The sequence below is a fragment of the Billgrantia antri genome, from assembly GCF_017868935.1.
In the GTDB taxonomy this organism is placed as follows: domain Bacteria; phylum Pseudomonadota; class Gammaproteobacteria; order Pseudomonadales; family Halomonadaceae; genus Halomonas; species Halomonas antri.
Genome location: NZ_CP053383.1, coordinates 3,285,839 through 3,312,297, shown reverse-complemented (window position 1 = coordinate 3,312,297; position 26,459 = coordinate 3,285,839). Strand labels below are relative to the sequence as shown.

At 66.0% G+C, this 26,459-nt stretch carries 23 protein-coding genes; 17 read left to right on the top strand and 6 right to left on the bottom strand.

Going from position 1 to position 26,459, the window contains the following annotated elements:
- Window positions 1-16: 16 nt before the first annotated feature.
- From HNO53_RS15375 to HNO53_RS15355, 5 genes are all read left to right on the top strand, one after another.
- On the top strand, window positions 17-649 hold the full coding sequence (locus HNO53_RS15375) for a YqiA/YcfP family alpha/beta fold hydrolase (protein WP_209473480.1): 633 nt from the start codon (window positions 17-19) through the stop codon (window positions 647-649).
- Between the two features lie 79 nt (window positions 650-728).
- Window positions 729-2,609, top strand: coding sequence for a DNA topoisomerase IV subunit B (gene parE, locus HNO53_RS15370; protein WP_209473479.1), 1,881 nt, complete (start codon window positions 729-731; stop codon window positions 2,607-2,609).
- Between the two features lie 73 nt (window positions 2,610-2,682).
- Window positions 2,683-4,935, top strand: coding sequence for a DNA topoisomerase IV subunit A (parC, locus tag HNO53_RS15365; RefSeq protein ID WP_209473478.1), 2,253 nt, complete (start codon window positions 2,683-2,685; stop codon window positions 4,933-4,935).
- On the top strand, window positions 4,932-6,152 hold the full coding sequence (serB, locus tag HNO53_RS15360; protein ID WP_209473477.1) for a phosphoserine phosphatase SerB: 1,221 nt from the start codon (window positions 4,932-4,934) through the stop codon (window positions 6,150-6,152). The genes parC and serB overlap by 4 nt, the downstream gene beginning before the upstream one ends.
- An 83-nt stretch (window positions 6,153-6,235) precedes the next feature.
- Window positions 6,236-6,496 (top strand): TIGR02647 family protein, encoded by a 261-nt coding sequence (locus tag HNO53_RS15355; protein ID WP_209473476.1) that lies wholly within the window; start codon window positions 6,236-6,238, stop codon window positions 6,494-6,496.
- 93 nt (window positions 6,497-6,589) lie between these two features.
- Here HNO53_RS15355 and HNO53_RS15350 read toward each other — a convergent pair whose 3' ends face one another.
- Window positions 6,590-7,444 (bottom strand): SDR family oxidoreductase, encoded by an 855-nt coding sequence (locus tag HNO53_RS15350; RefSeq protein WP_209473475.1) that lies wholly within the window; start codon window positions 7,442-7,444, stop codon window positions 6,590-6,592.
- Window positions 7,445-7,686: 242 nt separating this feature from the next.
- Between HNO53_RS15350 and HNO53_RS15345 the strand changes: the two genes are divergently transcribed.
- The 5 genes from HNO53_RS15345 (at window position 7,687) to HNO53_RS15325 (ending at window position 13,144) form a co-directional block, all read left to right on the top strand.
- Window positions 7,687-8,520 (top strand): ion transporter, encoded by an 834-nt coding sequence (locus HNO53_RS15345; protein ID WP_209473474.1) that lies wholly within the window; start codon window positions 7,687-7,689, stop codon window positions 8,518-8,520.
- A 68-nt stretch (window positions 8,521-8,588) separates the two neighbouring features.
- The gene (locus HNO53_RS15340; protein WP_209473473.1) at window positions 8,589-9,632 is read left to right on the top strand and encodes a M4 family metallopeptidase; all 1,044 of its coding nucleotides are present in this window, start codon (window positions 8,589-8,591) and stop codon (window positions 9,630-9,632) included.
- Window positions 9,629-9,964, top strand: a complete 336-nt coding sequence (locus HNO53_RS15335; protein ID WP_209473472.1) for a protealysin inhibitor emfourin — start codon at window positions 9,629-9,631, stop codon at window positions 9,962-9,964. The genes HNO53_RS15340 and HNO53_RS15335 overlap by 4 nt, the downstream gene beginning before the upstream one ends.
- A 325-nt stretch (window positions 9,965-10,289) precedes the next feature.
- Window positions 10,290-11,996, top strand: a complete 1,707-nt coding sequence (gene leuA / locus HNO53_RS15330; RefSeq protein WP_209473471.1) for a 2-isopropylmalate synthase — start codon at window positions 10,290-10,292, stop codon at window positions 11,994-11,996.
- A 26-nt stretch (window positions 11,997-12,022) separates the two neighbouring features.
- Complete coding sequence (locus HNO53_RS15325; protein ID WP_338034792.1) at window positions 12,023-13,144, top strand: hypothetical protein; 1,122 nt, start codon at window positions 12,023-12,025, stop codon at window positions 13,142-13,144.
- 47 nt (window positions 13,145-13,191) lie between these two features.
- On the opposite strand, the gene epmB is transcribed toward HNO53_RS15325, so the two are convergent.
- The gene (gene epmB, locus HNO53_RS15320) at window positions 13,192-14,238 is read right to left on the bottom strand and encodes an EF-P beta-lysylation protein EpmB (RefSeq protein WP_209473470.1); all 1,047 of its coding nucleotides are present in this window, start codon (window positions 14,236-14,238) and stop codon (window positions 13,192-13,194) included.
- A 105-nt stretch (window positions 14,239-14,343) separates the two neighbouring features.
- On the opposite strand from epmB, the gene efp reads away from it, so the two are divergent.
- Together efp and epmA are read left to right on the top strand one after the other, a co-directional pair.
- Entirely contained in the window at window positions 14,344-14,910 is a 567-nt protein-coding gene (efp, locus tag HNO53_RS15315) for an elongation factor P (RefSeq protein ID WP_209473469.1), read from the top strand.
- Window positions 14,911-14,973: 63 nt separating this feature from the next.
- Window positions 14,974-15,951: an EF-P lysine aminoacylase EpmA gene (epmA, locus tag HNO53_RS15310; RefSeq protein WP_209473468.1), complete on the top strand. Its 978-nt coding sequence runs from the start codon at window positions 14,974-14,976 to the stop codon at window positions 15,949-15,951.
- Window positions 15,952-15,957: 6 nt separating this feature from the next.
- Here the strand turns inward: epmA and asd are convergent, their stop codons facing one another.
- The 3 genes from asd to rsgA form a co-directional block, all read right to left on the bottom strand.
- Window positions 15,958-16,818, bottom strand: coding sequence for an archaetidylserine decarboxylase (asd, locus tag HNO53_RS15305; RefSeq protein ID WP_209473467.1), 861 nt, complete (start codon window positions 16,816-16,818; stop codon window positions 15,958-15,960).
- 244 nt (window positions 16,819-17,062) lie between these two features.
- Window positions 17,063-17,893, bottom strand: a complete 831-nt coding sequence (locus tag HNO53_RS15300; protein ID WP_209473466.1) for a sulfurtransferase — start codon at window positions 17,891-17,893, stop codon at window positions 17,063-17,065.
- Between the two features lie 30 nt (window positions 17,894-17,923).
- A complete protein-coding gene (gene rsgA, locus HNO53_RS15295; RefSeq protein ID WP_209473465.1) occupies window positions 17,924-18,958 on the bottom strand; it encodes a small ribosomal subunit biogenesis GTPase RsgA in 1,035 nt (344 codons plus the stop codon).
- Window positions 18,959-19,046: 88 nt separating this feature from the next.
- Between rsgA and orn the strand changes: the two genes are divergently transcribed.
- Window positions 19,047-19,631, top strand: a complete 585-nt coding sequence (gene orn / locus HNO53_RS15290) for an oligoribonuclease (protein ID WP_209473464.1) — start codon at window positions 19,047-19,049, stop codon at window positions 19,629-19,631.
- Window positions 19,632-19,784: 153 nt separating this feature from the next.
- Here the strand turns inward: orn and queG are convergent, their stop codons facing one another.
- The gene (queG, locus tag HNO53_RS15285; protein ID WP_209473463.1) at window positions 19,785-20,885 is read right to left on the bottom strand and encodes a tRNA epoxyqueuosine(34) reductase QueG; all 1,101 of its coding nucleotides are present in this window, start codon (window positions 20,883-20,885) and stop codon (window positions 19,785-19,787) included.
- 100 nt (window positions 20,886-20,985) lie between these two features.
- Here queG and HNO53_RS15280 point away from each other — a divergent pair, with 100 nt between their 5' ends.
- From HNO53_RS15280 to mutL, 4 genes are read left to right on the top strand one after another with little or no spacing between them, the layout of a single operon-like run.
- Window positions 20,986-22,548 carry an NAD(P)H-hydrate dehydratase gene (locus tag HNO53_RS15280; RefSeq protein WP_209473462.1) on the top strand — a complete coding sequence of 521 codons (1,563 nt, stop codon included), beginning with the start codon at window positions 20,986-20,988 and terminating at the stop codon, window positions 22,546-22,548.
- Complete coding sequence (tsaE, locus tag HNO53_RS15275) at window positions 22,529-23,029, top strand: tRNA (adenosine(37)-N6)-threonylcarbamoyltransferase complex ATPase subunit type 1 TsaE (RefSeq protein WP_209473461.1); 501 nt, start codon at window positions 22,529-22,531, stop codon at window positions 23,027-23,029. Before HNO53_RS15280 ends, tsaE begins: the two co-directional genes overlap by 20 nt.
- Complete coding sequence (locus HNO53_RS15270; protein ID WP_240548990.1) at window positions 23,029-24,507, top strand: N-acetylmuramoyl-L-alanine amidase; 1,479 nt, start codon at window positions 23,029-23,031, stop codon at window positions 24,505-24,507. The genes tsaE and HNO53_RS15270 overlap by 1 nt, the downstream gene beginning before the upstream one ends.
- Window positions 24,504-26,450: a DNA mismatch repair endonuclease MutL gene (gene mutL / locus HNO53_RS15265; RefSeq protein ID WP_209473460.1), complete on the top strand. Its 1,947-nt coding sequence runs from the start codon at window positions 24,504-24,506 to the stop codon at window positions 26,448-26,450. The genes HNO53_RS15270 and mutL overlap by 4 nt, the downstream gene beginning before the upstream one ends.
- Window positions 26,451-26,459: the final 9 nt, after the last annotated feature.

The following is a 26,459-nucleotide window of genomic DNA, read 5'->3' as shown; positions in this document are numbered from 1 at the left end:
ATACAGTAGGTTCGGTATGCTGACGGCTCCATTGGCGGCCGCGCCCGCCAGCGGCCTGCTCTACCTGCACGGTTTCAACAGTGGCTATGGCTCGCCCAAGGCGGTGCTGATGCGGGCCGCCTGTGCGGAGCTGGCGCTGCCCTGTGAGACGCCTCAGCTGCCGCATCGACCGGCAGCCGCGCTGGAAATGGCTGCGGCGCTGCTGGTGTCGCTGGGGCCGAGACCGCTGCTGGTCGGCAGCTCCATGGGGGGCTTTCTGGTCACCTGCCTGGCCGAGCGTCACGGGCTGCCGGCGGTGCTGATCAACCCTGCGGTGCGGCCGGCACGGCTGGTGGCAGAATGGATCGGCGAGGCCTTCGTCAACGAACATAGCGGTGAGCGCTTCGTCGTCGAGCCGGCGCATCGTGAGGAGCTGGCCGCGTTGGCACCTCGGCGAGTCACCCCCGAACGCTACCTTCTGCTGCTGGGGACCGCCGACGAGACGCTCGACCCGGCCGACGCCTTTGCGCTCTACCGCGGTGCCCGGACCGTGCTGCACCCCGGCGGCGATCATGTCTTCGGCATGCTGGAGCACTACCTGCCGGCCGTGCTGGCTCACGGCGGATACCGCCTGGCGCCGGGGCGCGTGACTGCCGTGGCGTCGCGGTGAGCTCACGGGACCGGCTTCAGGGACGAAGCGTGAAACCGGCTGGGAGCGCAATCGAATTCGCAATGGCTTTGGAACACGCATGACACAGTACAGTGCCAGCTCAATCGAAGTTCTCTCCGGTCTCGATCCGGTGCGCAAGCGCCCCGGCATGTATACCGACACCTCGCGGCCCAATCACCTGGCCCAGGAGGTCATCGACAACAGCGTCGACGAGGCGCTGGCCGGCCATGCCCGAGAGGTCACCGTGCGCCTGCTCGAGGACGGCGGCATCGAGGTGGCCGACGACGGTCGCGGCATGCCCATCGACATCCATCCGGAGCACGGCGTCTCGGGGATCGAACTGATCCTTACCCGGCTCCACGCCGGCGGCAAGTTCTCCCAGTCCAGCTACCGCTTCTCCGGCGGCCTGCACGGCGTCGGGGTGTCGGTGGTGAATGCCCTGTCGCGGCGCCTGGAAGTCGAGGTGTCACGTGACGGTGCCCGTCACGCCATGGCCTTCGAGCATGGCGACAAGGTCTCGGAGCTCGCCGAGATCGGCAGCGTGGCCAAGCGCACCACCGGTACCCTGGTGCGTTTCTGGCCCGACGAGTCCTACTTCGACAGCCCCCGGCTGGCCATGGGCCGGCTCAAGCACCTGCTGCGGGCCAAGGCGGTGCTCTGTCCGGGACTCAAGGTCACCCTGGTGGAAACCGACGGTGCCGAGAGCGTGTGGCAGTACGAGGACGGCCTGCGCGACTACCTGGCCCAGGCCACCGACGGCTTCGAGGTACTGCCCGCCTCGCCCCTGGTGGGGCACTTCGCCGATGACGAGCAGGCCGTGGACTGGGCGGTGCAGTGGCTCCCCGAAGGCGGCGAGACGCTGATGGAGAGCTACGTCAACCTGATTCCCACGCCCCAGGGCGGTACCCATGTCAACGGGCTGCGTTCAGGCCTGCTCGAGGCGCTGCGTGAGTTCTGCGAATACCGCAACCTGCTGCCGCGGGGTGTCAAGCTCACCGCCGAAGACCTGTGGGAGCGCGTCGCCTACGTGCTCTCGGTGAAGATGCTCGACCCGCAGTTCGCCGGCCAGACCAAGGAGCGGCTCTCGTCGCGCACCGTCGCGGCTTTCGTCTCCAGCGTGGTGAAGGATGCCTTCTCGCTGTGGCTCAACCATCACGTCGACCAGGCCGAGGCGCTGGCCGAGCTGGTCATCAGCGCCGCCCAGCGGCGCCAGAAGAGCGCCAAGAAGGTAGCGCGCAAGAAAGTCACCGCCGGTCCCGCGCTGCCGGGCAAGCTGGCCGACTGCTCCGGCCAGGACCCGGCCCAGGGCGAGCTGTTCCTGGTCGAGGGCGACTCCGCCGGCGGCAGCGCCAAGCAGGCGCGCAACCGCGAGACCCAGGCGATCCTGCCGCTGCGCGGCAAGATTCTCAACACCTGGGAGGTGGACAGCCACGACATCTACGGCTCACAGGAAGTCCACGACATCGCCGTGGCGGTGGGCATGGACCCGGGCAGCGACGACCTCACCCAGCTGCGCTATCACAAGATCTGCATTCTTGCCGATGCCGACTCCGACGGCCTGCACATCGCCACGCTGCTGTGCGCTCTGTTCGTGCGCCACTTCCCGGCGCTGGTGGATGCCGGGCACGTCTACGTCGCCATGCCGCCGCTCTATCGCATCGACCTGGGCAAGGAGGTGCACTACGCGCTGGACGAGAGCGAGAAGGCGGCCATCCTGCGCCGCCTCGAGGGCAAGCGCGGCACACCCAACGTGCAGCGCTTCAAGGGCCTAGGCGAGATGAGCCCGCTGCAGCTGCGCGAGACCACTATGGCACCGGAAACCCGCCGCCTGGTGCAGCTCACCCGCGAGGGCGGCGACGGCACCATGGAGATGATGGACATGCTGCTGGCCAAGAAACGCGCCGCCGACCGCAAGAGCTGGCTCGAAGACTATGGCAACCTCGCAGACATAGAGGTATAGCGCCAAGACGAGCGGCGCCGGGATAGCCGCGGTGGGAACAAGAGACATTGAACCCTGACCTAGGGCATATCGTATGACCATGGATATCCAGGTGGCGGAGGGCGACGTCGAGCGCCTCTCGCTGCGCGAATACACCGAGAAGGCGTACCTCGACTACTCGATGTACGTCATCCTCGACCGGGCGCTGCCGCACATCGGCGACGGCATGAAGCCGGTGCAGCGGCGCATCGTCTACGCCATGCGCGAGCTGGCGCTGAACGCCAGCGCCAAGTACAAGAAGTCGGCGCGTACCGTCGGCGACGTGCTGGGCAAGTTCCATCCCCACGGTGACAGCGCCTGCTACGAGGCGATGGTGCTGATGGCTCAGCCGTTCAGCTACCGCTACCCGCTGGTGGACGGCCAGGGCAACTGGGGCAGCCCCGACGATCCCAAGTCGTTCGCGGCGATGCGCTACACTGAATCGCGCCTTTCCAAGTTTGCCGAGGTGCTGCTCGCCGAGCTGGGCCAGGGTACCGTCGACTGGACACCCAACTTCGACGGCACCATGAACGAGCCGGTGGTGCTGCCGGCGCGCCTACCCCATGTGCTGCTCAATGGCGGCACCGGCATCGCCGTGGGCATGGCCACCGACATTCCGCCGCACAACGTGCACGAGGTGGTCGAGGCCACCTGCCACCTGCTGCGCCATCCCGAGGCCACGACTGCCGACCTGGTTGAACACCTGCCGGCGCCGGACTTCCCCACCGCGGCCGAGATCATTACCTCTCGCGACGACCTGCGCAAACTCTACGAGAGCGGCCGCGGCTCGGTGAAGCTGCGCGCGCGCTACGTGATGGAGGAGGGCAAGGTGGTGGTCACCGCGCTGCCCTACCAGGTCAGCGGATCGAAGGTGCTGGAGCAGATCGCCGCCCAGATGCAGGCCAAGAAGCTGCCCATGGTGGACGACCTGCGCGACGAGTCGACCCACGAGGAACCGACCCGGCTGGTGATCGAGCCGCGCTCCAACCGCGTCGACATCGAGGCGATGATGGCGCACCTGTTCGCCACTACCGACCTCGAGAAGAACATTCGCGTCAACCTCAACGTCATCGGCCTCGACGGCCGCCCGCGGGTGATGCCACTGCCGGACCTGCTCGGCGAGTGGCTCAGCTTCCGCCGCAAGACGGTGAGGCGGCGCCTGGAGCATCGCCTGGGCAAGGTCGAGGACCGTTTGCACATCCTCGAAGGCCTGCTCGTCGCCTACCTCAATATCGACGAGGTGATTCGCATCATCCGCGAGGAGGACGAGCCCAAGAGCGCGCTGATGTCTGCCTTCGGCCTCTCCGACCGCCAGGCCGAGGCCATCCTCGAGCTGCGCCTGCGCCACCTGGCCAAGCTCGAAGAAATGAAGATTCGCGGGGAGCAGGATGCGCTTGAAGCCGAGCGCAAGCGCCTCAAGGCGCTGCTCGGCAGCGAGGCCAAGCTCACCGACCTGATCGAGGAGGAACTGCGCGAGGCGGCCCGCGAGCACGGCGACGAGCGTCGTTCGCCTATCGTCGAGCGCGAGGAGGCCAAGGCGCTCTCCGAGGTCGAGCTGATGGGCGCCGATCCCATAACGGTGGTGCTGTCCGAGAAGGGCTGGATTCGTGCTGCCAAGGGCCACGACATCGATCCGGAAGGGCTCTCCTACAAGTCCGGCGACCGCTTCGCCCTGGCCGGGCGCGGCAAGACCAACCAGCCGCTGGTGCTGCTCGACGACACCGGCCGCGCCTATACCCTGGCCGCGCACAACCTGCCCAGCGCCCGTAGCCAGGGCGAGCCGGTTACCGGCCGAGTCAATGTGGTGGCGGGTGCCCACATGGCCGGGTTGATGCTGGCCCCGCCCGAGACCCGCTACCTGCTCGCGAGCGACGGCGGCTACGGCTTCGTGGCCAGGCTCGATGAGCTGATCGGCAAGAACAAGTCGGGCAAGGCGGTGCTCTCGGTGCCCAAGGGTTGCCGGGTGATGGCGCCGGTGCGGATACCGGAGGGTGAGGACATCTGGGTAGCGGCGGTCTCCAACGAGGGGCGTCTGCTACTGTTCCCGCTGGAACAACTACCCGAGCTGGCCAAGGGCAAGGGCAACAAGATGATCGATATCCCCGGGGCGCGTGCCGCCCGGCGCGAGGAACTGGTACGCGATATTGCCCTGCTGCCCGCAGGGGGGGCGTTGATCATTCATGCCGGCAAGCGTCACCTGACCCTCAAGGACGCCGATCTGGACTATTATCGCGGCGAACGTGGCCGTCGTGGCAGCAAGCTGCCCCGCGGCCTGCAGAAGGTGGATCGCCTGGAGAGTGGGGAATGACACGACGACTGCTGATTCGCGCCACCGGCGCGGCACGACCCGGCCAGTTGGCCGGCCTGGGCCAGGCTCTGGCGCGCAGCGGCGCACGGCTGCTCGATATCAACCAGAGCGTGACTTTCGGCATGGTCTCGCTCGAGGCGCTGGTCGGGCTCGACCGCGACAGTGACCTGGAGGGGGCCCTTCACGAGGCGGGAGACAGCCTGGGCCTCGACGTCCAGGCGATCCAGGTCAGCGCCGAGGACTACCAGCGCTGGAGTGCTCATGCCAGCCAGCCGCGATTGATCCTGACCCTGCTGGCGCCGCATCTACCCGCCGGTATCCTGGCCGAAGTCGGTGCGCTCACCGCCGAGCACGGCCTCACCGTGGAGCTGATCCACCGCCTCTCCGGTCGCGAACCGCTGGATGGTGGCGTGCCGGCGTTCGGTGCCTGCGTAGAGTGCTGGCTGCGTGGCGAGGAAGTCGACCTCGACAGCCTGCGCGAGAAGGCGCTGGCATTGGGGGCCATGCACGGGGTCGACATCGCCATCCAGGAGGACTCGATCTGGCGCCGCCATCGTCGCCTGGTCTGCTTCGACATGGACTCGACCCTGATCCAGGCCGAGGTGATCGACGAGCTGGCGCGGCGCCACGGTGTCTACGAGGACGTGGCGGCGGTCACCGAACGTGCCATGCGCGGCGAACTCGACTTCCAGCAGAGCTTCCGCGAGCGCATGGCCAAGCTCAAGGGCCTCGACGAAGCGGTGCTTGCCGAGATCGCCGAGGAGTTGCCGCTGATGGATGGCGTCGAGCGGCTGATGAAGCACCTGAAGCGGCTGGGCTACCGTACCGCCATCCTTTCCGGCGGTTTCACCTACTTCGCCCGTCACCTGCAGGAGAAGCTCGGCTTCGACGAGGTTCATGCCAATGAACTGGTGATCGAGAACGGCCAGGTCACCGGCGAGGTTCGCGAGCCGATCCTGGACGCCAGCCGCAAGGCCGAGCTGCTGCGCGAGATCGCCGCCCGTGAGGGGCTGACCATGGAGCAGACCATTGCCGTGGGCGACGGCGCCAACGACCTCAAGATGCTCGCCGCTGCCGGGCTCGGTATCGCCTTCCGTGCCAAGCCGCTGGTGCGCAGCCAGGCACGCCAGTCGATCTCGACCCTGGGGATCGATGCCGTGCTCTACCTGATGGGCTATCGTGAGGGCGATCTGGAAGACGACAGCCTGGCAGGTTGATCGAGAGTGGTGGTGCAGCGAGTAGTGGTGCAGCGAAAGCAAGTGGCGTACCTTCGAAGGATCCCATCGAACTGGAGGTCGCCATGGCCCAAGCGCATTTCTCCGCCGAACTGCTGGAAGAGATGAACCTGCTTTGTCTCTACAATCTCGATACCACCCAGGAAGGCCTAAAAGTGCATGCCGGTAGCGCCGAGGCGAGCGCGGTTGCCGCCGCACGGCGGCTGCATGAAAAGGGCCTGGTGACCCAGGCCGACGGCGGCTATCTGACGCCGCTTGGGCGCGAGGCGGCCCTGCATGCCCAGGAACTCGCCGGGCTTCTCGATCCGGCCGAACTGACCACTTGAACGGCTAGGGTTCTGGTACCACATGACGACGCCCGCCTCCAGGAGGCGGGCGTCGCGCTTTAACGTGAGCTTCAGGTGCTCTTCCAATTGGCGTCAGGTATTCAGCACTACGCCGCCATTGAGATGCAGCGTCTGGCCGCTCATGTAGGAAGATTCCTCGCAGGCCAGGTAGACGTAGGCCGGCCCCATCTCGGAGGGCTGACCGGCACGGTTCATCGGCACCTGGCCGCCGAAGGAGGCGACCTTCTCGGCCGGAAAACTGGCCGGGATCAGCGGCGTCCACACCGGCCCCGGCGCTACCGCATTGACTCGAATCCCTTTTTCGGCCAGCGGCACCGCCAGCGAGCGCACCAGTCCCTGGATCGCACCCTTGGTGGCGGTATAGTCGATCAGGCTCGGGTTGCCCTTGAAGGCGTTGATCGACGACGTGCAGATGATCGTGTCGCCCTCGTGCATATGGGGCAGAGCCGCCTTGGTCAGGTAGAAATGGCTGAACACGTTGGTCTGGAAGGTGCGCTGGATCTGCTCGTCGGGGATGTCGGTGATGTCGTCCCAGTCATACTGTTCGGCCGAGTTGTGCACCACGATGTTGAGCTTGCCGAATGTCTCGAGCGTCCTGGCGACGATCTCCTGGCAGAATGATGGCTCGCCGACGTCGCCCTTGAGCACCACGCAGCGGCGTCCTTCCGCTTCGATCAGGGATTGCGTGTCGCGGGCGTCGGTATCTTCCTCCAGATGTGCGATGACACAGTCGGCGCCCTCGCGGGCGTAGTGCACCGCCACGGCACGCCCGATGCCGCTATCGCCGCCGGTGATGATCGCCACCTTGTCCTTGAGCTTGTCGGCTCCGCGGTAGCTCTCGCGGATGTACTCCGGTTGCGGATCCATCTTGTACTCGGCGCCGGGCTGATGGGCTTGCTCCTGGGGAGGTTGCTTCTCTTCGCTCATGTACTGAACTCCTTTTCCCATGCACGTGATGACTTGAAGGTAGGCAGGCTGCAACCGACTGGACAAGGCGGGGAGCGTGAATAAAGGTTTCGCTGTCGTAACGTCCGGTGTTGCCGTTCGTGATGGGCATGTCGGGCTTCACGCTCGTGATACCATCGCTCCGCCATGGCGATGGGGCGTGCCGCATGCCCGTCGAATGGCAACGAAGTCGTCTTCCATAGAGCGTGCTTACGAGAATGTCCATGAGCGCTTCCTTCGGTACTTGGCGCGACCGCTTCGAGCGGCTGCGCGCCAACAAGATCTTCGAATTCACGGTGATTGCGATCATCGTGCTCTCGGCGCTGCTGATTGGCGCCAAGACCTACGAGCAGGAGGTCAGCCCGTTTCAGGAGTGGCTGCTGCTGCTCGACGTGGGAGTGACGGTATTTTTCCTGGTGGAGATCCTGATTCGCATGGCGGCGGAGCGCCGCCTGCGCGATTTCTTCAGGCGCGGCTGGAACGTCTTCGACTTTCTGATCGTCACCGCCAGCCTGATCCCGATGGACGATTCCGAGATGGTGCTGCTGGCGCGGCTGTTGCGCATCTTCCGTGTGCTGCGCCTGGTATCGATGATCCCCGAGCTGCGCATGCTGATCGCGGCGCTGTTCAAGTCGATCCCGCGGATGGGCTACGTGGCGTTGCTGATGTTCATCATCTTCTACATCTACGCGGCGATCGGCAGCTTCCTGTTCAGTGGCGTCGACGAGCGCCTGTGGGGCAACATCTCGCTGGCCATGCTGACGCTGTTCCAGGTCGCCACCTTCGAGAGCTGGGCTACGGCGGTGCTCTATCCCACCATGGAGCACTACCCATACGCCTGGATCTTCTTTCTCACCTTCATTTTTCTCAACGCCTTCATCTTCCTCAACATGATGATCGGCATCGTGCTCGACGTGATGCAGAAGGAGAGCATCCAGGTTCAGTTGGAGAGCGGCGAAGGGGAGGCGGCCGAGCTGCACGGCCTGCGCGACGACGTGCGCCAACTGCGCGACCAGCTGTCACGCATGGAGACGATGCTGGAGCGGCGTGAGCGGTAGGTTTTTCGCTATGCTCTCATCAACCGCGCTCGATGGGCGAGCCGCATGGTGCGAAGGAGAGGAAACGGATGACCGACTTGCCAGCTGCCGGTGCCAGGCATTTTCTACCCCCCTACCTGCTCGAGCGTATCGCCAGCGCTGGCTCGTCCCGCCTGAGCGAATGTGCTCGGCACACCCTGTTGGCCGACGGTCGGTTTCGTGCTCGTGAAGGTGCCGTGGCCCTGCCGTCGGGCAGTGCCCGACGCGGGGAGCCGGCCCGCTACGTCTATTCCGCCGAGCAGCAGCAGGTTCTGCCCGGCACGCTGGTGAGGCGCGAAGGGCAGGTAGACAGCGGCGACCCGGCCGTCGACGAGGCCTACCAAGGCCTGGGAGCGACCTACCGGCTCTTCTGGGAGGCCTTTGAGCGCCACTCCATCGACGGGGACGGCATGGCACTACTGGCCACGGTGCACTATGGCCAGGACTACGAGAACGCCTTCTGGGACGGCCGCCAGATGGTGTTCGGCGATGGCGACGGCGAACTGTTCAACCGCTTCACCGTCGCGCTGGATATCATTGCCCATGAATTGAGCCATGGAGTCATTCAGCATGAAGCCGCGCTGGCTTACGTAGGGCAATCAGGCGCGCTGAACGAGTCGCTGTGCGACGTGTTCGGCAGCCTGGCCAAGCAGCTTGAACTGGGACAGCGCGTCGACGAGGCGGACTGGCTGATCGGCGAAGGGCTGTTCACTGAGCAGATTGACGGCCGGGCGCTGCGCTCCATGGCAAAGCCGGGTAGCGCCTACGACGACCCGCTGCTGGGGCGCGACCCGCAGCCCGGCCACATGGAGGCCTTTGTGGTCACCGAGGCGGACAACGGCGGGGTGCATATCAACTCGGGCATTCCCAACCGGGCCTTTCACCTTGTGGCCATGGCACTGGGTGGCCATGCCTGGGAGCGGGCCGGCCGGATCTGGTACGACACCCTGGTCGATCCCCGTCTCCTCCAGGACAGCGACTTCGTCGCCTTTGCCGGCCTGACGCTCGCCAATGCCGAGTGGCGCTTCGGTGCGGCAAGCGTGGAAGTCGAGGCGGTGCGTGAAGGTTGGCGAGGCGTGGGGGTGATGCCATGAACCAGCCGCCTCATCTGACCTCGGACAACGTGGTTCGGCTGCGACGAGAAGGGGGATTGGCTCACTTTCCCGGCTTGGCGCGGCCACGCTGCATTGATTGCGCCCGCTGCAGCGAGGCCCAGCGTGACGAGCTGTGGCGCCTGCTGTCGAGTGCGGAAGCGGGGCGGGAAGAGGTGCATGGCGCTGATCGGCGACGCTTCTGCCTGTGCGTGGAGGATGCCAGCGGCGCTTCGCTATGGAGCGTGACGGTGGCCGAGGAAGCGGTGCCTCCCGGCCTGCTGGAGTGGTGGCGACGTGCCGATACCCAAATGGAAAACGGCGGTGAGCCTTGACAAGCGTCGGCCATGCTGATTTTCTAGAGGGCATGAACACGACATTTTGCTACCTCAGCCTGAACCTACGACTACTAGCCGGCCTTTGAGCGTCGGGCGATGCGTTGTGCATCGCGTTTTTGTCCAGGGTCAGTCGAGGTGCCAAAATGTCAACCAACCGAATTGCTTCCCGCTACGTACACCGTTTCGCCGTGACCGTCATCGGTCGCGTAGATCGTTTCGTCCATTGCCACGACGCCCCGGTATGCTCCTCGCAGCCGGGGCGTCGTCGTTTCTGAACGCCACCTGTCCGAACCAGAGCCGCCAGTCCAGGGAGACCGCCACCATGATGCTCGACAACCCCGCCGCTAAGTACCGTCCCTTCGTTGCCGTCGACCTGCCCGACCGCCAGTGGCCTAACCGTCGCATCGAGTCGCCGCCGCTGTGGTGCAGCGTCGACCTGCGCGACGGTAACCAGGCGTTGATCGACCCCATGGACCAGGAGCGCAAGCAGCGCTTCTTCGACCTGCTGGTAAAGATCGGCTTCAAGGAGATCGAGGTCGGCTTCCCCTCGGCCTCCCAGACCGACTTCGACTTCGTGCGTGCGCTGATCGAGCAGAACAAGGTGCCCGATGACGTCACCATCCAGGTGCTGACCCAGGCGCGTCCGCACCTCATCGAGCGTACCTTCGAGGCGCTGAAGGGGGCCAAAAACGCCATCGTGCACGTCTACAACGCCACCGACCCGGTGTTCCGTCGCGTGGTGTTCAACGTCAGCAAGGAGGAGTGCATCGGCATCGCCGTGGACGCCACCAGCCAGATTCGCGAGCTGATGGCGGCGGCGCCGGAAACCAACTGGACCTTCCAGTACTCGCCGGAACTCTTCACCACCACCGAGATGGACTTTGCCAAGGAGGTGGTCGAGGCGGTGATGGAAGCCTATGGGGCGACAGCCGAGAAGCCGATGATCGTCAACCTGCCGGCCACGGTGGAGGCGGCCACGCCCAACAACTACGCCGACCAGGTCGAGTGGTTCTGTCGCAACGTCAAGAACCGTGACCACCTGATCGTCAGCGTGCATCCCCACAACGACCGTGGCACTGGCGTGGCGGCAGCCGAGCTCACCGTGATGGCCGGCGCCGACCGCGTCGAGGGTACCCTGTTCGGTAACGGCGAGCGTACCGGCAACGTCGACATCGTCACCCTGGCCATGAACCTCTATACCCAGGGCGTGCATCCGGGGCTCGACTTCTCCAACATCACGCCGATCATGCGTGAGGTGGAGTACTGCAACCAGCTGCCGGTGCACCCGCGTCATCCCTACGTCGGCGATCTGGTCTTCACCGCCTTCTCCGGCTCTCACCAGGATGCGATCAAGAAGGGCATGGCCGAGCGCCGCGCCAATCCCGACGCCATGTGGGAGGTACCCTATCTGCCCATCGACCCGATGGATGTCGGCCGCAGCTACGAGGCGGTGATTCGCGTCAACAGCCAGTCGGGCAAGGGCGGGGTCTCCTACCTGCTCGAGCAAGAGCACGGCATCGAGCTGCCGCGCCGGCTCTCCATCGAGTTCAGCCAGGTGGTGCAGGAGGTGGCCGACCGCACCGGCAAGGAGATCACCTCGCAGATGATCTACCAGGCCTTTGCCGACGAGTACCTGACCCGTACCGCACCCTACGCCATGGTCAATCATCGCCTCTCCTCCGAGCCTGACAGCCCCAAGGTGAAGCTCGATGCGACTATAGAGGAGCGCGGCGAGCGTCGCACCATCGGCGGCGAAGGCAACGGCCCGCTGGCGGCATTCATCAAGGCCCTGGCGGCGGCCGGCCATGACGTCGAGATCATCGACTACCACGAGCACTCCCGCGGCCAGGGCGCCGACGCCGAGGCGATCGCCTACGTTGAGGTACGCATCGACGGCAAGGCAGTGTTTGGTGTAGGCACCGACGAGAGCATCACCAGTGCCTCGATGAAGGCGGTGATGAGCGCCATCAACCGCCACGTCTCCACCCAGCCGGTGGCGGCCAATGTGACTGCCGAAAGTTTGGGATAAGCACGCTAGTGGTGCGGGGAGGGACGATGATGCGGCCCTGGCGGGTCATGGTGCTGGTCGCCGTGGTGGTTGCAGGCATCGTAACCACGGCGGCGTCTCACGAGCCATACGAGGCCAGGCTAGTGCGCATGGAGGTGCAACGCACGCTGCCCGACCTGGCACCGATGCTGCGCGAGGAGCCGCCAGAGCTTAGTGCGCTGTTCCTCGGCTTCGCCTCGGATCCGGCACTGTGGATGAGCGCTTCCCTGGCGCTGATGCGTCACGGCGACATCGCGCGGAGGACGTTGCTCGATTATGGCTCGTCGCCGGCGTTCCAGCAGGTACTGGTGCGCTACGGCGCGGATGCGGTACTGCCGGTGAGCTACTTCCGCGATCATGATGTTGCCACCCTGCGAGCACGGCACTGGCTCGGCGAGCGCTATCGGCAAGCCAGTGGTTGGTGGGGCGACGAGGCGGGCGCCGAACCTGAAACGGTGGCGTTGACGCCTCATCGACGCGGCCAGATGGGCATTGCGCTACTGGAGACGCATGGGCACGGGTTGCTCAACCAGTTCGTGGTCGGCGACGAGGGGAGTGTAGAGTGGCTGCAGGGCGAGCGCGTAGTGGCGGGAGTAGGGGATTTCTTCACTCGTGGTCTGCGCGACCTGGAGAGCCAGTGGCGCCGCGGTGAAGCCATAGGCGCAAGCGACTTGGGCTGGGCGGGTCTCGATCTGCTGGTGATGGCCAGTACCGTCAAGGTACTCAAGGCCGGGCGGGTGGTGCGTGGTGCACGGGTGAGTGGTCTCGAGGCCCAGGGGGCTCGGTCAGGAATGCGGCAAGTCGTCGCCGGCGGCGGACGCTTCGCCACGCTGCCGCGCATGGCCAAGGTGGCCGCGGTGGCTGGCACGGCTTATGTGCTGGTTCGCCACCCTAGCCTGATCAGTGCGCTCGGTGCCACGCTCGCTGAGCGGCTCGGCTGGCCTACCTGGTTGGGCCAGTTCCTGCTATGGCTGATCGTGCTGTTGCCGGTGTTTGTCGCCGCCCGTCTTGCCCATCGCTGCTTGCTCGCCCCGCTGCTGTGGCTGCTGATACCGCTGATGCGGTCGTGCCTTGGCTTGGCCAGCCGCCGGCTGGCCAAGCGCGCGCATGACACGGCGGTGGCACGCTGACGTACGCTTGCAACAAAGGGACCGCATGAAGCGAGCGCGACATGGGGCTACAGCGGCGTCTTGCTAGACTCTCCCGGTACCTCGCGCACCAGGCGCGGCAGCAAAAAGCCCGGCAGCACCTCGCGCAGGCCCGCGACAAGTTCGCGGGCCTCTTCGTCGGGCACATCGAAGTGGGCTGCGCCGGCCACCGGGTCGAGCACGTGCAGGTAGTAGGGCAGCACGCCGGCCTCGAACAGCCGTTCGGAGAGCTGGGCCAACGCTTCGACCGAGTCGTTGACGCCGCGCAGCAGCACGCTCTGGTTGAGCAGCGTCACGCCAGCGGCCTTCAGCCGCATGCAAGCCTCGATCACGGCCTCGTCGATCTCCTGGGCGTGATTGACATGCAGCACCATCACCTTCTGCAGTCGCGTGGCGCCGAGCCAGCCGAGCAGGGCGTCGTCGACCCGATCCGGTATGACCACCGGCAGGCGGGTGTGGAGGCGCAGGCGCCTGAGGTGAGGAATTGCCTCGAGGCGCTCGACCAGCCAGGCGAGCTGGCGGTCGTTGGCGGCCAGCGGGTCGCCGCCGGAGAGGATCGCCTCGTGGATCGATGCATCCTGCCTCAGCGTGTCGAGGGAGCGCTCCCACTGGGCTCGCGAGGGGCTGTTGTCGTCATAGGGGAAGTGGCGGCGGAAGCAGTAGCGGCAGTTCACCGCGCAGGCGGGGCTCGCGATCAACAGTACGCGGCCGGCGTACTTATGGATCAGCCCCGGCCCCGGCGTGTGCTCGGCCTCTTCCAGCGGGTCGATCACGTAGCCGGGTACATTCTCGTTCTCGGCGATCAGCGGCAGTACCTGGCGCAGCAGGGGATCGCGCGGATCGCCGTAGCGCATGCGGGCCAGGAAGGCCTCGGGCACCCTCACCTCGAACAGGGCATGGCCCGCCTCGGCGCCGGGCAGCCAGGAATCATCCAGGCCCAGGCGCCGACACAGCTCATGCGGGGCGCGGATCGCCCGCGACAGCTGGGTCTGCCAGGCGCTTGGCAGCGACAAGGGCGTCACGTCAGCGCTTGGCGATTCCGGTCTCTGCAAAAGGGCGGAGCTTCGGGTTATCATGCGGCACACCAGTCACAAAGGGGCGAGGGCTCGAATCCTCGTCGATTCGGTTTTTTTTGCGCGCCCAGAGCCTGCTGCGGCGCGCCCGATCATTCGAGAGGCAACATGGCTAGCTATTCTACCAACGAATTCAAGGGCGGTCTGAAGGTGATGCTGGACGGCGACCCCTGCGCGATCGTCGAGAACGAATTCGTCAAGCCGGGCAAGGGCCAGGCGTTCAACCGCGTGAAGCTGCGCAACCTGATCACCGGCCGCGTGTGGGAGCGTACCTTCAAGTCGGGCGAATCCCTGGAAGGCGCCGACGTGGTAGACCTCGAGATGGAATACCTCTACACCGACGGCGACATGTGGCACTTCATGAAGACCGACGGTTCCTTCGAGCAGTACGCCGTGGAGCAGAAGGCGCTGGGTGACACTCTCAAATGGCTCAAGGAGCAGGTGGCATACACCGTGACCCTGTGGAACGACAACGCCATCAGCGTGACACCGCCCAACTTCATCGAGCTGGAGGTGGTCGAGACCGACCCGGGCCTCAAGGGTGACACCGCTCAGGGCGGCTCCAAGCCGGCCACGCTCTCTTCTGGCGCCGTGGTGCGGGTGCCACTATTCATCAACCAGGGCGAAGTGCTTAAAGTCGATACGCGCTCCGGCGAATATGTGTCACGCGCCTGACCGGGTGCCTAGCTGTTTCAACGCCGAGTCCCGTTGGGCTCGGCGTTTTCGATGGTGACGACCATGCAAGAGATCGATTGGCAGCCCACTGCCACCGTGGCGACCTTGCACAAGCGGGCGCGGCTGCTGGCCGCGGTGCGGGCATTCTTTGCCGAGCGCGGCGTGCTGGAGGTGGAGACGCCGGTGCTGGGCCACGGCGGCAGCACCGACGTGCACCTGGCCTCGCTGTCGCTCGAGGCGACCACACCGGCGGGGCGTGAGCGGCTGTGGTTGCAGACGTCGCCTGAGTTCCACATGAAGCGACTGCTGGTCGCCGGCAGCGGGCCTATCTTCCAGCTGGCGCGAAGCTTTCGCGACGGCGAGGTGGGCGGCCGCCACAACATTGAGTTCACCATGCTGGAGTGGTATCGACCGGGCTTTTCCCTCGACGAGCTGATCGAGGAGGTCGTGGCGCTGATTCGTCAGGTGCTCGACTGCGATCCTGGGCCGCTACGGCGGCGCCGCTACCGCGAGCTGTTCCGCAAGGGGCTGGGGCTCGACCCCTTCAGCGTCGATCTCAATACGTTACGGCGCCTGGCCGGCGAGCGCGGCGGGCTCGACATGCGCGATGCCGCACGCGACGACTGCCTCGACCTGCTGATGAGCCTGGCCATCGAGCCTACGCTTGGGCGCGAGGGGCTCGACGTGGTAGTGGACTACCCGGCCAGCCAGGCAGCATTGGCGCGGCGCCATCGCGACCCGGAGGACGGCGAGTGGGTCGCCTCGCGCTTCGAGGTCTACCTCGAAGGGCTGGAGCTCGCCAACGGCTACGACGAACTCACCGATGCCGCCGAGCAGCGCGCCCGTTTCGCCGAAGACAACGCCGCCCGCCGACGGCTGGGCCTGCCCGAGGTGGCCGTGGACCAGCGCCTGCTGTCCGCACTGGAGCACGGCATGCCGACCGGCAGCGGCGTGGCGCTGGGTATCGACCGGCTGATTCAGCTGGCTCTGGAAAAATCGAGCGTGGCGGAGGTGATGGCCTTTGCCACGCCGCGCTGCTGAGGGCGCCTAGACGAAGTCGGGCGTGTTTGACTGCGGAAAGCCGCCCAGCGACTGGCCCATGCTGACCTTGGTCTTGGGCGCCAGGTGGGAGTCATAATCGACCTTGCCGGCGAAGGCCATCACCACGGTGGAGCCGAGCTTGAAGTGGCCCATCTCCTCGCCGCGCTCCAGGCGAATCGGCTGATCGAAACGGATGCGTTGCACCTGGCCCGAGAGCGGCGTGATCTGACCGGCCCACACCGTCTCGATGGCGGCTACGATCATCGCCCCGACCAGCACCACCGCCATGGGGCCGTATTCGGTATCGAAGTGGCACACCAGGCGCTCGTTGCGGGCAAACAGGTTGGGTACGTGGTCGGTAGTGGCCGAGTTGACCGAGAACAGCCGCCCCGGCACGTAGACCATCTCGGTTAGGGTGCCGGCCAGCGGCATATGCACTCGATGATAATCCTTGGGCGAGAGATAGACGTTGGCGTAACTGCCGCCACTGTAGCGCCTGGCTGCCTCGGCGTCGCCGCCGAGCAGGTCGACCATCGAAAAGCGGTGCCCCTTGGCTTGCAACAGCCTGTCGGCCTCGACGGGGCCGAATTGGGACAGGTTACCGTCGGCGGGGCAGAGCAGGCCCTCGCCCAGGGGGCGGGCATCGGGCTTCAGCTCACGGGTGAAGAAGTCGTTGAAGGTGGCGTAGGCGGTGGGGTCAGGCTCGGCGGCCTCGCGCATGTCGACCTCGAAGGCCTTGATGAAGGCACGGATCAGCGCATTCTTCAGCCAGGCGATGCGGGTTTCGGCAAGATAGCCCACCAGCCGCGAGAGCAGGTGATGGGGAAGCGGATACTGGATCAGGGCGAAGAACTTGGAAAGAGACAAAGTAACGGTTCCGTAGCGGTCTGGTTGAGCCAACCGGACAAGGCGATTCGCGACAATCGGTGCCGAAACCCTGGCACTCGCGAGCCGAGTGATGCGCCGAGCAGGATCAAGGTACCTCTTGCCTGTCGCGACGCACACGTCCTAAATCGACATCCCTGTCGATTTGCGCTACTCGGCTCGCTCATGGCAGCGGCCCCGCTAAGGTCGCGTCGTTGCCTGCCCGGTTGGCTGTCGTGTAGTTGGTTTACTTCTCTATCGGCGTATCGTCGCGGTTGCCCCACTCCTTCCAGGAACCGGCGTAGCCGCGAATGTTCTCGAAACCCAGTGCCTTGCCCACCAGCCAGGTGAAGCCGCTGCGATGGTGGCTCTGGCAGTGAGTGACTACTTCCATATCCGGCGTGAGCCCCAGCGCCTCGAGTTCGGTGATCAGCTCGGCGTAGTCGCGAATGCGCAGGGCACGCTCCCTGTCCATGGCTTCGGTCCATTCCATGTTGACCGCACCGGGAATGTGCCCGAGCCGCTTGTTCTCACCTTTCTCGCCGCGGTATTCCGCCGCTGAGCGGGCATCCCATACCGCGAAACCCTTCTCACCCAGGCGTTCCTGCAGCTCGAAGCGGTCGATGGCGACCTGTGGGTGCAGGACCTCGGCCTCGTACTCGCTGGGCGTCGGCGAGGTCGACTCACGGGAAGCCGGCAGGCCGGCCTGATGCCAGGCGTGGATGCCGCCGTTGAGATAGGAGTATCGGGTGTGGCCAATCAGCTCCAGCGTCCACAGCAGACGCCCGGCCCAGCCGCCGCCCTCGTCGTCATAGGCGACCACATGGGTATCGCGGGTGAGGCCAAGCGACGAGAACAGCTGCGACAGTGCCTCGGGGCTCGGCACCTCGTTGGGCACCTCGCCCTCGCCGCGCAGCAGGCGGCGATAGTCGAGAAAGACCGCGCCGGGCACGTGCCCCTCCTGGTAGCTTTCGGCCTTGAGTGGCACATCGACGATCAGCAACTGTGAATCGTCCAGGTGCGCGGCGAGCTGTTCTGGCTCGACGATCAGCGGTAGCAGATTCTCTTCGGAACTCATGGCGCTCTCCTCTTGCTCGTGCGGGCCGAATCAGGTCTCGCTGAGACTATCGACGATATGGCGGTAGCTGGCAAAACGCGCGGGGTGGATGTTGCCGCGCTCGACTGCCTCGAGCAGGGCGCAGCCCGGCTCCTGACGATGGCGGCAGTCGCGAAAGCGGCAGCGGCCGAGGAAGTCGCGAAATTCGATAAAGCCTTCGGCAACCTGCCGTTCGTCCAGGTGAATCAGGCCGAATTCCCGAATACCCGGCGAGTCGATCAGCTCGGCGTCGTCGGCGGTGGGCAAGCGGTAGAGGCGGGCCGTGGTGGTGGTATGGGTGCCCTTGCGTGAATCCTTCGACAGCTCGCCGATGCGCAGCGATTCATCGGGCAGCAGGCGGTCGATCAGCGATGACTTGCCCACGCCGCTCTGGCCGACGAACACCGAGGTACGCCCGGCCAGGCGTTCCAGCAGCTCATCAAGGCCCGTCTCGCGGGCGGTGGTGGTGGTCACCACCGGATAGCCGAGCGCTTCATAGCGCGCCAGCAGCGCGCGCAGCTCGCCGCCGTTTTCGGGCAGCAGATCGATCTTGTTGAGCACCAGCACCGGGGCGATGCCGGTGGCCTCGGCGGCCACCAGGTAGCGGTCGATCAGATTGGGGTGCGGCGCCGGCTCCACGGCAAAGACGATCAGGATCTGGTCGATGTTGGCCGCCACCGGCTTGAGCTGGCCTCGGGCATCCGGGCGTTCGAGCACGTTCTGGCGCTCGCTGCGAGCCACCACCACGCCCTCGACGATGTTGCCTTCGGCATCCTGGGCCGCGCGCCAGGTGACCCTGTCGCCGGTGACCAGGCCCTCGAGGTTGGCACGCAGGTGGCAGCGTACGCTGGTCTCGCTGTCGTCGCCCTGCACGTCAAGCGTGCGGCCATAATGGGCGATGACCCGGCCCGGTCGTTCGGACCCGTATTCGCCCGCGGCGAGCTTGTGCGAATCCCTGGCGTCGCGCTGCTCGGCGCGCCGAGACCGCTCGGCCTGTATCTTCTCGATTCGCCAGCGTTGCTGGCGACTCAGCTTGCGTTTGCTCATGAGCGCCCGAAGATCGTTACAATGCTGGCATTGTACTAAGCGTGGCCCGGCCTGTCCTGCCGCGCCCTTCAACTCTGGAGCCTGTCCCATGCCCAACACGCCTGCGCCACGCGACGATCTGCTGGTTTGGATCGACCTCGAGATGACCGGGCTCGAGCCCGAGCGCGAGCGCATCATCGAGGTGGCCACCCTGATCACCGACAACGACCTCAACCTGGTCGCCGAAGGGCCGGTGATCGCCGTGCACCAGTCCGACAGCCTGCTCGCCGCCATGGACGAGTGGAACCAGAAGACCCACGGCGAGTCTGGCCTGGTCGAGCGGGTCAAGCAGAGCCGTATCGACACCGCCGAGGCCGAGCGGCAGACCCTCGAGTTCCTGAAGCAATACGTGGTGCCCGGCACCTCGCCCATGTGCGGCAACAGCGTGCATCAGGATCGGCGCTTCCTCGAGCGCGAGATGCGCGAGCTGCTGGCCTTCTTCCACTATCGCAATCTGGACGTCTCGACCCTGAAGGAGCTGGCCAAGCGCTGGAACCCGGGCGCGCTGGCCGGCTTCAACAAGCGCAACACCCACCAGGCGCTGGATGACATTCGTGAATCGCTGGCCGAGCTGGCGCACTACCGCAATGCCTTCTTGCGCCTGGCCGACAGCGAGCGCGACGAGGAGGAGTAGGAGCGCCCTTGGCAGGCACCACCAAGGGTGAGCGGCACTGGGGACAGCTCGAAGAGGAGGTCCTTTTCCAGGGATGGAAAAGGTAGCGCCCAGGGATGGGTTCACAGCGCCTCCTCGAAGAGCTGTCGCCAGTAAAGCCGCGGCCCACTGCGGTCAGGCGCTTGCTATCAGCCGGTCACGCTTCTCCCGCTGCAGTTCGAGTGCCCAGCGCACATGCTCGCGCACCAGATCGGAGGGGTAGGCGAGGCGGGCGCGCAGGGCTGCCTCCACGGCTTCGCTCCAGGGTGCGTTGCCCAGTCCCACCGCCAGGTTGCGCAGCCAGCGCTCGTAGCCGATGCGACGGATTGGGCTGCCGGCGGTCTTGTCGAGGAACTCTTCCTCGCCCCAGGCGAACAGCGATACCAGGCTGGCCCGATCCAGATCGTGGCGCGGCGCGAAATCGTCCTCTGCCGTGGCGCGGGTGAAGCGGGTGAATGGGCAAACCAACTGGCAGTCGTCGCAGCCGAACACACGGTTGCCCATGGCCTCGCGAAAGCGCTCGGGTATGCTGCCGAACAGCTCGATGGTGAGGTAGGAGATACAGGCCCTGGAGTCGACCACCTTGTCCTCGACGATGGCCCCGGTGGGGCAGGCCGTGCGGCAGGCGCTGCAGCTGCCGCAGTGCTCGCTGTCGAAGGGGGGATCGACGGGCAGCGGCAGGTCCACGTAGAGTTCGCCGAGAAAGAACAGCGAGCCCGCCCGCGGGTTGAGCAGCATGGCATTCTTGCCCACCCAGCCGAGCCCGGCCTTGCGCGCCAGGGCGCGCTCCATCACCGGCGCCGAATCGACGAAGGCACGGTAGCCGAACGGGCCGATGCGTTCCTCGATCCACTTGGCCAGGGTGGCCAGGCGCTTGCGCATCAGCTTGTGGTAGTCGCGACCCACCGCATAGCGCGAGACATAGGCCTTCTGCGGCTGGCCAAGCACCTTGGCGCTTTCGACTTCGGCAGGCAGGTAGTCCAGGCGCACGCTGATGACGCGCAGGGTGCCGGGTACCAGCTCCTCGGGGCGCGTGCGCTTGCTGCCGTGCTTGGCCATGAAGCTCATTTCGCCGTGATAGCCGGCATCGATCCAGCGCTGCAGATGCAATTCGTCCGCGGCCAGGTCGACATCGGCGATGCCCACCTGCTGGAAGCCGAGTTCACGGCCCCAGGTCTTGATCGTCGTGGCCAGTTCGGCCAGCGCTTTGTCGTCCAGGGTCGCAGGGAGAGGCATGATCGAGAAAAAACCGGGCAAAAACACAGCGGGGGGATTGGCGTCAACGATGTGGTGCTTAAACTCCCATGATAAAGCAATGCCGGCAGGGAGACACCGGATGTCTGGCAATCGTTCCGACCAAGAGCAGGTAGCGTTGCGTCCACTGTACCGTGCTGAGCAGGTACGCGAACTCGATCGTCGCACCATTGCAGCCGGGATCGAAGGCTTCGCGCTGATGCAGCGGGCGGCCACGGCGGCGTGGCAGAGCCTCAAGGCACGCTGGCCGGGTGTGAAGCGCATCAGCGTACTGTGTGGCGGTGGCAACAATGGCGGCGACGGCCACGTGCTGGCGGCGCTAGCGGCAGTGGCGGGTGTCGAGGTGCAGCGCATTGCGCTGAAGCCGCCGAATGCGCTCGAGGGCGATGCAGCACGCGCCGCGGAAATGGCCACCGCCGCAGGCGTGGGTCTCGAGCCGTGGCGAAAGGGAATCGAGTTCACCGGCGAGGTGGTCGTCGATGCCCTGCTCGGTACCGGCCTCACCGGCGAGGTGCGCGGTGAGTTCCGCGATGCGATCGAGGCGATCAATGCCAGCAGCCTGCCGGTTCTGGCCATCGACATACCATCGGGGCTGGCCGCCGATACCGGGGCGGAGCTCGGCGTGGCGGTAAGTGCAACGCGTACGGTGACCTTCATCGGCGACAAGGTCGGACTGCACACCGGGCGCGCGCCCGCCCGTACCGGCGAGGTGCACTTTCGTGCCCTGGGCGTCGATGGGCGGCGTCATGCCGATCTGGTACCGGCCGCCGAGCTGTTGGACAAGGCTCTGCTCGAGGCGTGGTTGCCGCCCCGCTCTCGCGACGCCCATAAGGGCGCCATGGGTCATGTGCTGATTCTGGGCGGGGCGCCGGGCTTCGGGGGCGCCGCCCTGCTCGCCAGCGAGGCGGCGGCGCGCCTGGGTGCTGGCAAGATCAGCCTGGCCACGGCGCCGGAACATGTCACGGCCTGCCTCACCTACCGTCCCGAGGTGATGGTGCACGGCTTGCGCGGGGCCGCTGAACTTGGCGAGCTTCCTGGCAAGGCCGATGTGCTGGTGGTCGGTCCGGGACTGGGCCAGGGCGCCTGGGGAGAGGGCATGCTGCAGGCGGCGTTGGCCGAGTCGAAGCCGCTCGTTGTCGATGCCGATGGGCTTAACCTGCTTGCCTCCCGTTTTTGCGGGATGCAGCGCGACGACTGGGTTCTGACGCCCCACCCGGGCGAGGCGGGACGGTTGCTGGGCTGCTCCGCGGCGGAGGTGGAGACTGACCGCCCCGCGGCGGTGCGCGAGCTGCAACGCCGCTATGGCGGAGTGGTCGTGCTCAAGGGGGCCGGTAGTCTGATAGCGGGGCCGGACGGCGCGGCAATATGTCCCTACGGCAATCCGGGCATGGCCTCCGGTGGCATGGGCGATGTGCTCTCGGGGATTCTCGGGGCGCTGCTGGCCCAAGGCCTGCCGCTGGAGGTGGCGGCCCGGCTGGGGGTCATGGTGCACGCCATGGCCGCTGACACGGCCGTGCGCGACGCGGGGGAGCGTGGTCTGCTGGCTGCCGATCTGGCATCCTATGCCCGAGTCATCGTCAACCCCGATTTCGAACCGGGGGTTCATTCGCTTGCAGGGGGGCGCGATGCGCATAAGACTCGCTGATGAAGACCGTCAGGTCATCTTCGGGCAGTGCCTGGGAGCGGCCATGAAGGGGCGAGGACGCATCTATCTCGAGGGGGAGTTGGGCGCGGGCAAGACAACATTGACCCGCGGCATCCTGCGTGCCTGTGGACATGCGGGGGCGGTCAAGAGCCCCACCTATACGCTGGTTGAGCCCTATGAGCTGAAGGGCGGTCGGGTCTACCACTTCGACCTCTATCGCCTGGGCGACGCCGAAGAGTTGGAGTTCATCGGAGGGCGTGATCTGTTCGCCGACGATGCCCTGAGTATCGTCGAGTGGCCAAGCCGGGGCGAAGGCTGGCTGCCGCCACCCGATCTGAGCGTGACGCTATCGCTGGACGGCGCCGGACGCGAGGCAAGGCTCGAGGCGCATACCGAACATGGCCGGTCAGTGCTCGAGGCACTGGCGATGGAGGCCGCTCTTGCCGACATGATCAGCGACGGAGAGCGTGAAACGCCGTGATGAGTATGCGAAACCTGCCCATGGGGCGTGTCGGTCGAGCGCTCCGCTGCTGCCTGCTGGTGGCCTGGGGGCTGCAGATCGTACCGGTCGCACCGGTACAGGCGGCCCAGGTCGACAATATTCGCCTGTGGGCGGCACCTGACCATGCGCGACTGGTATTCGACCTCTCCGCCCATGCCGAGGCCAATGTCTTTTCCCTGGACAACCCGAGACGCCTGGTGATCGACCTCGACCAGAGCGGGCTCGACACCGATCTGGCAAGCCTGGAGCTGGAGGGCAGCGCCATCACGGCGGTGCGCAGCGGGCGGCGCGACGGCGGCGGTCTGCGCGTGGTGCTGGATCTTTCCCGCGAGGTGGAGCCGCGCCACTTTACCTTGCCGCCCAACGAGCAGTACGGTCACCGCCTGGTGGTGGACATGGAGTATCCGGGCGAGAGTGCGGTGCAAAACCCCATCGACCCGATCGAGTCGATGATTCGCGAGCAGGAAATCGCGGCCAATCGGCATCGCAGCGGAGCCGCCGAGGCGGATGCACCGCGGGTCGACCCCGAGGTGGTGGCGCAGCAGCCGGCGGCACCTCATCCGCGTCGCGACATCATCATTGCCATCGATGCCGGCCACGGTGGCGAGGATCCGGGCGCCATCGGCCCCAGCGGCACGCGAGAGAAGGACGTGGTGCTGGAGATCGCCCGTCGCCTGCAGCGCCTGGTCGAGGATACCGAGGGCTTTCGTGCCGTCATGATTCGTGATGGCGACTACTATATTGGGCTGCGCCAGCGTACTCGGATTGCCCGTGAGCAGAAGGCCGATTTCTTCGTCTCGATCCATGCCGATGCCTTCAATAGCCCCCGCCCCAATGGCAGCTCGGTCTATGCCCTGTCCCAGCGCGGTGCCACGTCGGAGACCGCTCAGTGGCTGGCGGCGAGCGAGAACCAGGCCGACCTGATCGGCGGTGTGGACGGCAACCTCTCGCTCAACGACAAGGACGAGGTGCTGCGCGGCGTGCTCCTCGACCTGACCATGACAGCGACTCTCAACGACTCTCTGGCCATCGGCGGGCAGGTACTCGATCAATTGGGTCGCGTCAACCGCCTGCACAAGTCGCGAGTCGAGCAGGCCGGCTTCATGGTGCTGAAGTCGCCTGACATCCCCTCGCTGCTGATCGAAACGGGCTTCATCTCGAACCCCGACGAAGAGCGTCGCCTGCGCGACTCGGGTCATCAGCAGCGGATGTCGGAGTCCATTTTCGAGGGAATCCGGGCTCACTTCCGCAGCAACCCGCCCCCGGCGAGTCTGCTGGCCTGGCAGCGCGACAATCAGCGTACGCCCTCGGGCAACGAATACCGCATCCAGCCGGGCGACACGCTGTCGCAGATTGCCGCCCGCCACGGCGTGCCGGTGGCGCAGCTCAAACAGGCCAACGAACTCAATGGCGACGTGATCCGCGTCGGACAGGTACTACGGATTCCGCGCTCATGACGGTAGTCGAAGAAACACGACGCATCCGCGTCCTCGATCCCAGGCTGGCCAACCAGATCGCCGCCGGTGAGGTGGTGGAGCGCCCGGCATCGGTGGTCAAGGAACTGGTAGAGAACGCCATCGATGCCGGCAGCACGCGTATCGAAGTTGAGCTCGAGTCCGGCGGGGTACGGCTGATCCGCGTGCGCGACGACGGCAGTGGAATCGCCGAGGACGACCTGCCGCTGGCGCTGTCGCGGCACGCCACCAGCAAGATCGCCTCGCTGGAGGATCTGGAGGGCGTGGCCAGCCTCGGCTTCCGTGGCGAGGCGCTGGCCTCCATCAGCTCGGTCTCGCGCCTGGAACTCGTCGCCAACGTTGAGGACGACCCGCGCAGCGGCTGGCGCGTGGTGGCCGAAGGACGCCAGATGGAGCCCCGTGTCACTCCGGCGCCCCACCCGCGGGGCACTTCGGTCACAGTGCGCGACCTGTTTTTCAACACGCCGGCACGGCGCAAGTTCCTGCGCACCGAGAAGACCGAATACGGGCATGTGGAGGAAGCCTTCCGCCGGCTCGCACTTTCGCGCTACGACATCGCCTGGGTGCTGCGCCACAACCAGAAGACCGTGCATCAGTTGCCGCCGGGTGACGACGCTCCTCGTCGCGAGCGCCGTATCGCCGCGCTGCTGGGCAAGGGCTTCCTAGACAACGCCCTGCATCTCGACCTGGCGGCCGGCGGGCTGCGCCTGTGGGGCTGGGTGGGCTTGCCGACGCATTCCCGTGCCCAGGCCGATCAGCAGTACTTCTTCGTCAACGGCCGGGTGGTTCGCGACCGACTGGTGGCACATGCGATCCGCCAAGCGTACCGCGACGTGCTCTTCCACGGCCGCCATCCGGTGTTCGTACTCTACCTGGAGGTCGATCCCACGGTGGTGGACGTCAACGTTCACCCCACCAAGCATGAGGTTCGCTTCCGTGACGGCCGGCTGGTGCACGACTTTCTCTTCTCCAGCCTGCACCGGGCGTTGGCCGAGACGCGCCCTGGCTCGCATGAGGAGGGTGATGGGAGCGACACCGACACGACACTCCCCGTTGCGAGTCAGGGTGGCGAAAGTGCGGTGCAGGAGCCGGCCGGGCGCTGGCAACAGCAGCCGATCGGGTTGCATCACGCCAGCGAGTCGGCAGAGAGGGTCACGGCCGATCGCGTGCGCGCCTTCATGAGCGGCTATCGCGCGCTGCATCCCGACCATGAAGACCGCCTGCTGACGCCGCAGCCGGTCGGTGACGAGCCGGCTGGCGCCGGAATGTCGCCCTCCTCTGCGGCACTGGCGGCCACGGCGGCATCCTCCCAGCTGCCGCCGGCGGAGGAGAGCAGCGGCATACCGCCGCTGGGCTTTGCCATCGCCCAGTTGCACGGCATCTACATCCTGTCGCAGACGGCACAGGGGCTGCTCATCGTCGATATGCACGCCGCTCATGAACGTATCGTCTACGAACGCATGAAGGATCAGGTACACAAGGGGGTACTGGAAGCGCAGCCGCTGCTTGTACCGGTGTCGATGGCTGCCAGCCACGCCGAGGTGGCTACCGCCGAGGCCGAACGCGATGCATTCAGCCGCCTGGGCGTCGAGCTCGACGTGGCGGGGCCCGAGACCCTGCTGGTGCGTCAGGTTCCGGCGCTGCTGGCCGATGCCGACGTCGAGCCGCTGATCCGCGACATGCTCGGCGACCTGGAGCGCTATGGCCGCTCCGACCGGCTCGAGGCTCGGATCAACGAACTGCTAGCCACGATGGCTTGTCACGGCAGCGTTCGTGCCAACCGTCGCCTGACCACGACCGAGATGAATGCCTTGCTGCGCGACATGGAGCGCACTGAGCGTAGCGGCCAGTGCAACCATGGCCGGCCCACCTGGACCGAGATGTCGCTCAAGCAACTCGACCGTCTTTTCCTACGTGGGCAGTAAGGAAGCGCC

Bases quoted from the DNA above. Each gene is read 5' to 3' on its own strand.
- HNO53_RS15375 (WP_209473480.1), top strand. From the start codon at position 17: ATGCTGACGGCTCCATTGGCGGCCGCGCCCGCCAGCGGCCTGCTCTAC.
- parE (WP_209473479.1), top strand. From the start codon at position 729: ATGACACAGTACAGTGCCAGCTCAATCGAAGTTCTCTCCGGTCTCGAT.
- parC (WP_209473478.1), top strand. From the start codon at position 2,683: ATGACCATGGATATCCAGGTGGCGGAGGGCGACGTCGAGCGCCTCTCG.
- serB (WP_209473477.1), top strand. From the start codon at position 4,932: ATGACACGACGACTGCTGATTCGCGCCACCGGCGCGGCACGACCCGGC.
- HNO53_RS15355 (WP_209473476.1), top strand. From the start codon at position 6,236: ATGGCCCAAGCGCATTTCTCCGCCGAACTGCTGGAAGAGATGAACCTG.
- HNO53_RS15350 (WP_209473475.1), bottom strand. From the start codon at position 7,444: ATGAGCGAAGAGAAGCAACCTCCCCAGGAGCAAGCCCATCAGCCCGGC.
- HNO53_RS15345 (WP_209473474.1), top strand. From the start codon at position 7,687: ATGAGCGCTTCCTTCGGTACTTGGCGCGACCGCTTCGAGCGGCTGCGC.
- HNO53_RS15340 (WP_209473473.1), top strand. From the start codon at position 8,589: ATGACCGACTTGCCAGCTGCCGGTGCCAGGCATTTTCTACCCCCCTAC.
- HNO53_RS15335 (WP_209473472.1), top strand. From the start codon at position 9,629: ATGAACCAGCCGCCTCATCTGACCTCGGACAACGTGGTTCGGCTGCGA.
- leuA (WP_209473471.1), top strand. From the start codon at position 10,290: ATGATGCTCGACAACCCCGCCGCTAAGTACCGTCCCTTCGTTGCCGTC.
- HNO53_RS15325 (WP_338034792.1), top strand. From the start codon at position 12,023: ATGATGCGGCCCTGGCGGGTCATGGTGCTGGTCGCCGTGGTGGTTGCA.
- epmB (WP_209473470.1), bottom strand. From the start codon at position 14,238: ATGATAACCCGAAGCTCCGCCCTTTTGCAGAGACCGGAATCGCCAAGC.
- efp (WP_209473469.1), top strand. From the start codon at position 14,344: ATGGCTAGCTATTCTACCAACGAATTCAAGGGCGGTCTGAAGGTGATG.
- epmA (WP_209473468.1), top strand. From the start codon at position 14,974: ATGCAAGAGATCGATTGGCAGCCCACTGCCACCGTGGCGACCTTGCAC.
- HNO53_RS15300 (WP_209473466.1), bottom strand. From the start codon at position 17,893: ATGAGTTCCGAAGAGAATCTGCTACCGCTGATCGTCGAGCCAGAACAG.
- rsgA (WP_209473465.1), bottom strand. From the start codon at position 18,958: ATGAGCAAACGCAAGCTGAGTCGCCAGCAACGCTGGCGAATCGAGAAG.
- orn (WP_209473464.1), top strand. From the start codon at position 19,047: ATGCCCAACACGCCTGCGCCACGCGACGATCTGCTGGTTTGGATCGAC.
- queG (WP_209473463.1), bottom strand. From the start codon at position 20,885: ATGCCTCTCCCTGCGACCCTGGACGACAAAGCGCTGGCCGAACTGGCC.
- HNO53_RS15280 (WP_209473462.1), top strand. From the start codon at position 20,986: ATGTCTGGCAATCGTTCCGACCAAGAGCAGGTAGCGTTGCGTCCACTG.
- tsaE (WP_209473461.1), top strand. From the start codon at position 22,529: ATGCGCATAAGACTCGCTGATGAAGACCGTCAGGTCATCTTCGGGCAG.
- HNO53_RS15270 (WP_240548990.1), top strand. From the start codon at position 23,029: ATGAGTATGCGAAACCTGCCCATGGGGCGTGTCGGTCGAGCGCTCCGC.
- mutL (WP_209473460.1), top strand. From the start codon at position 24,504: ATGACGGTAGTCGAAGAAACACGACGCATCCGCGTCCTCGATCCCAGG.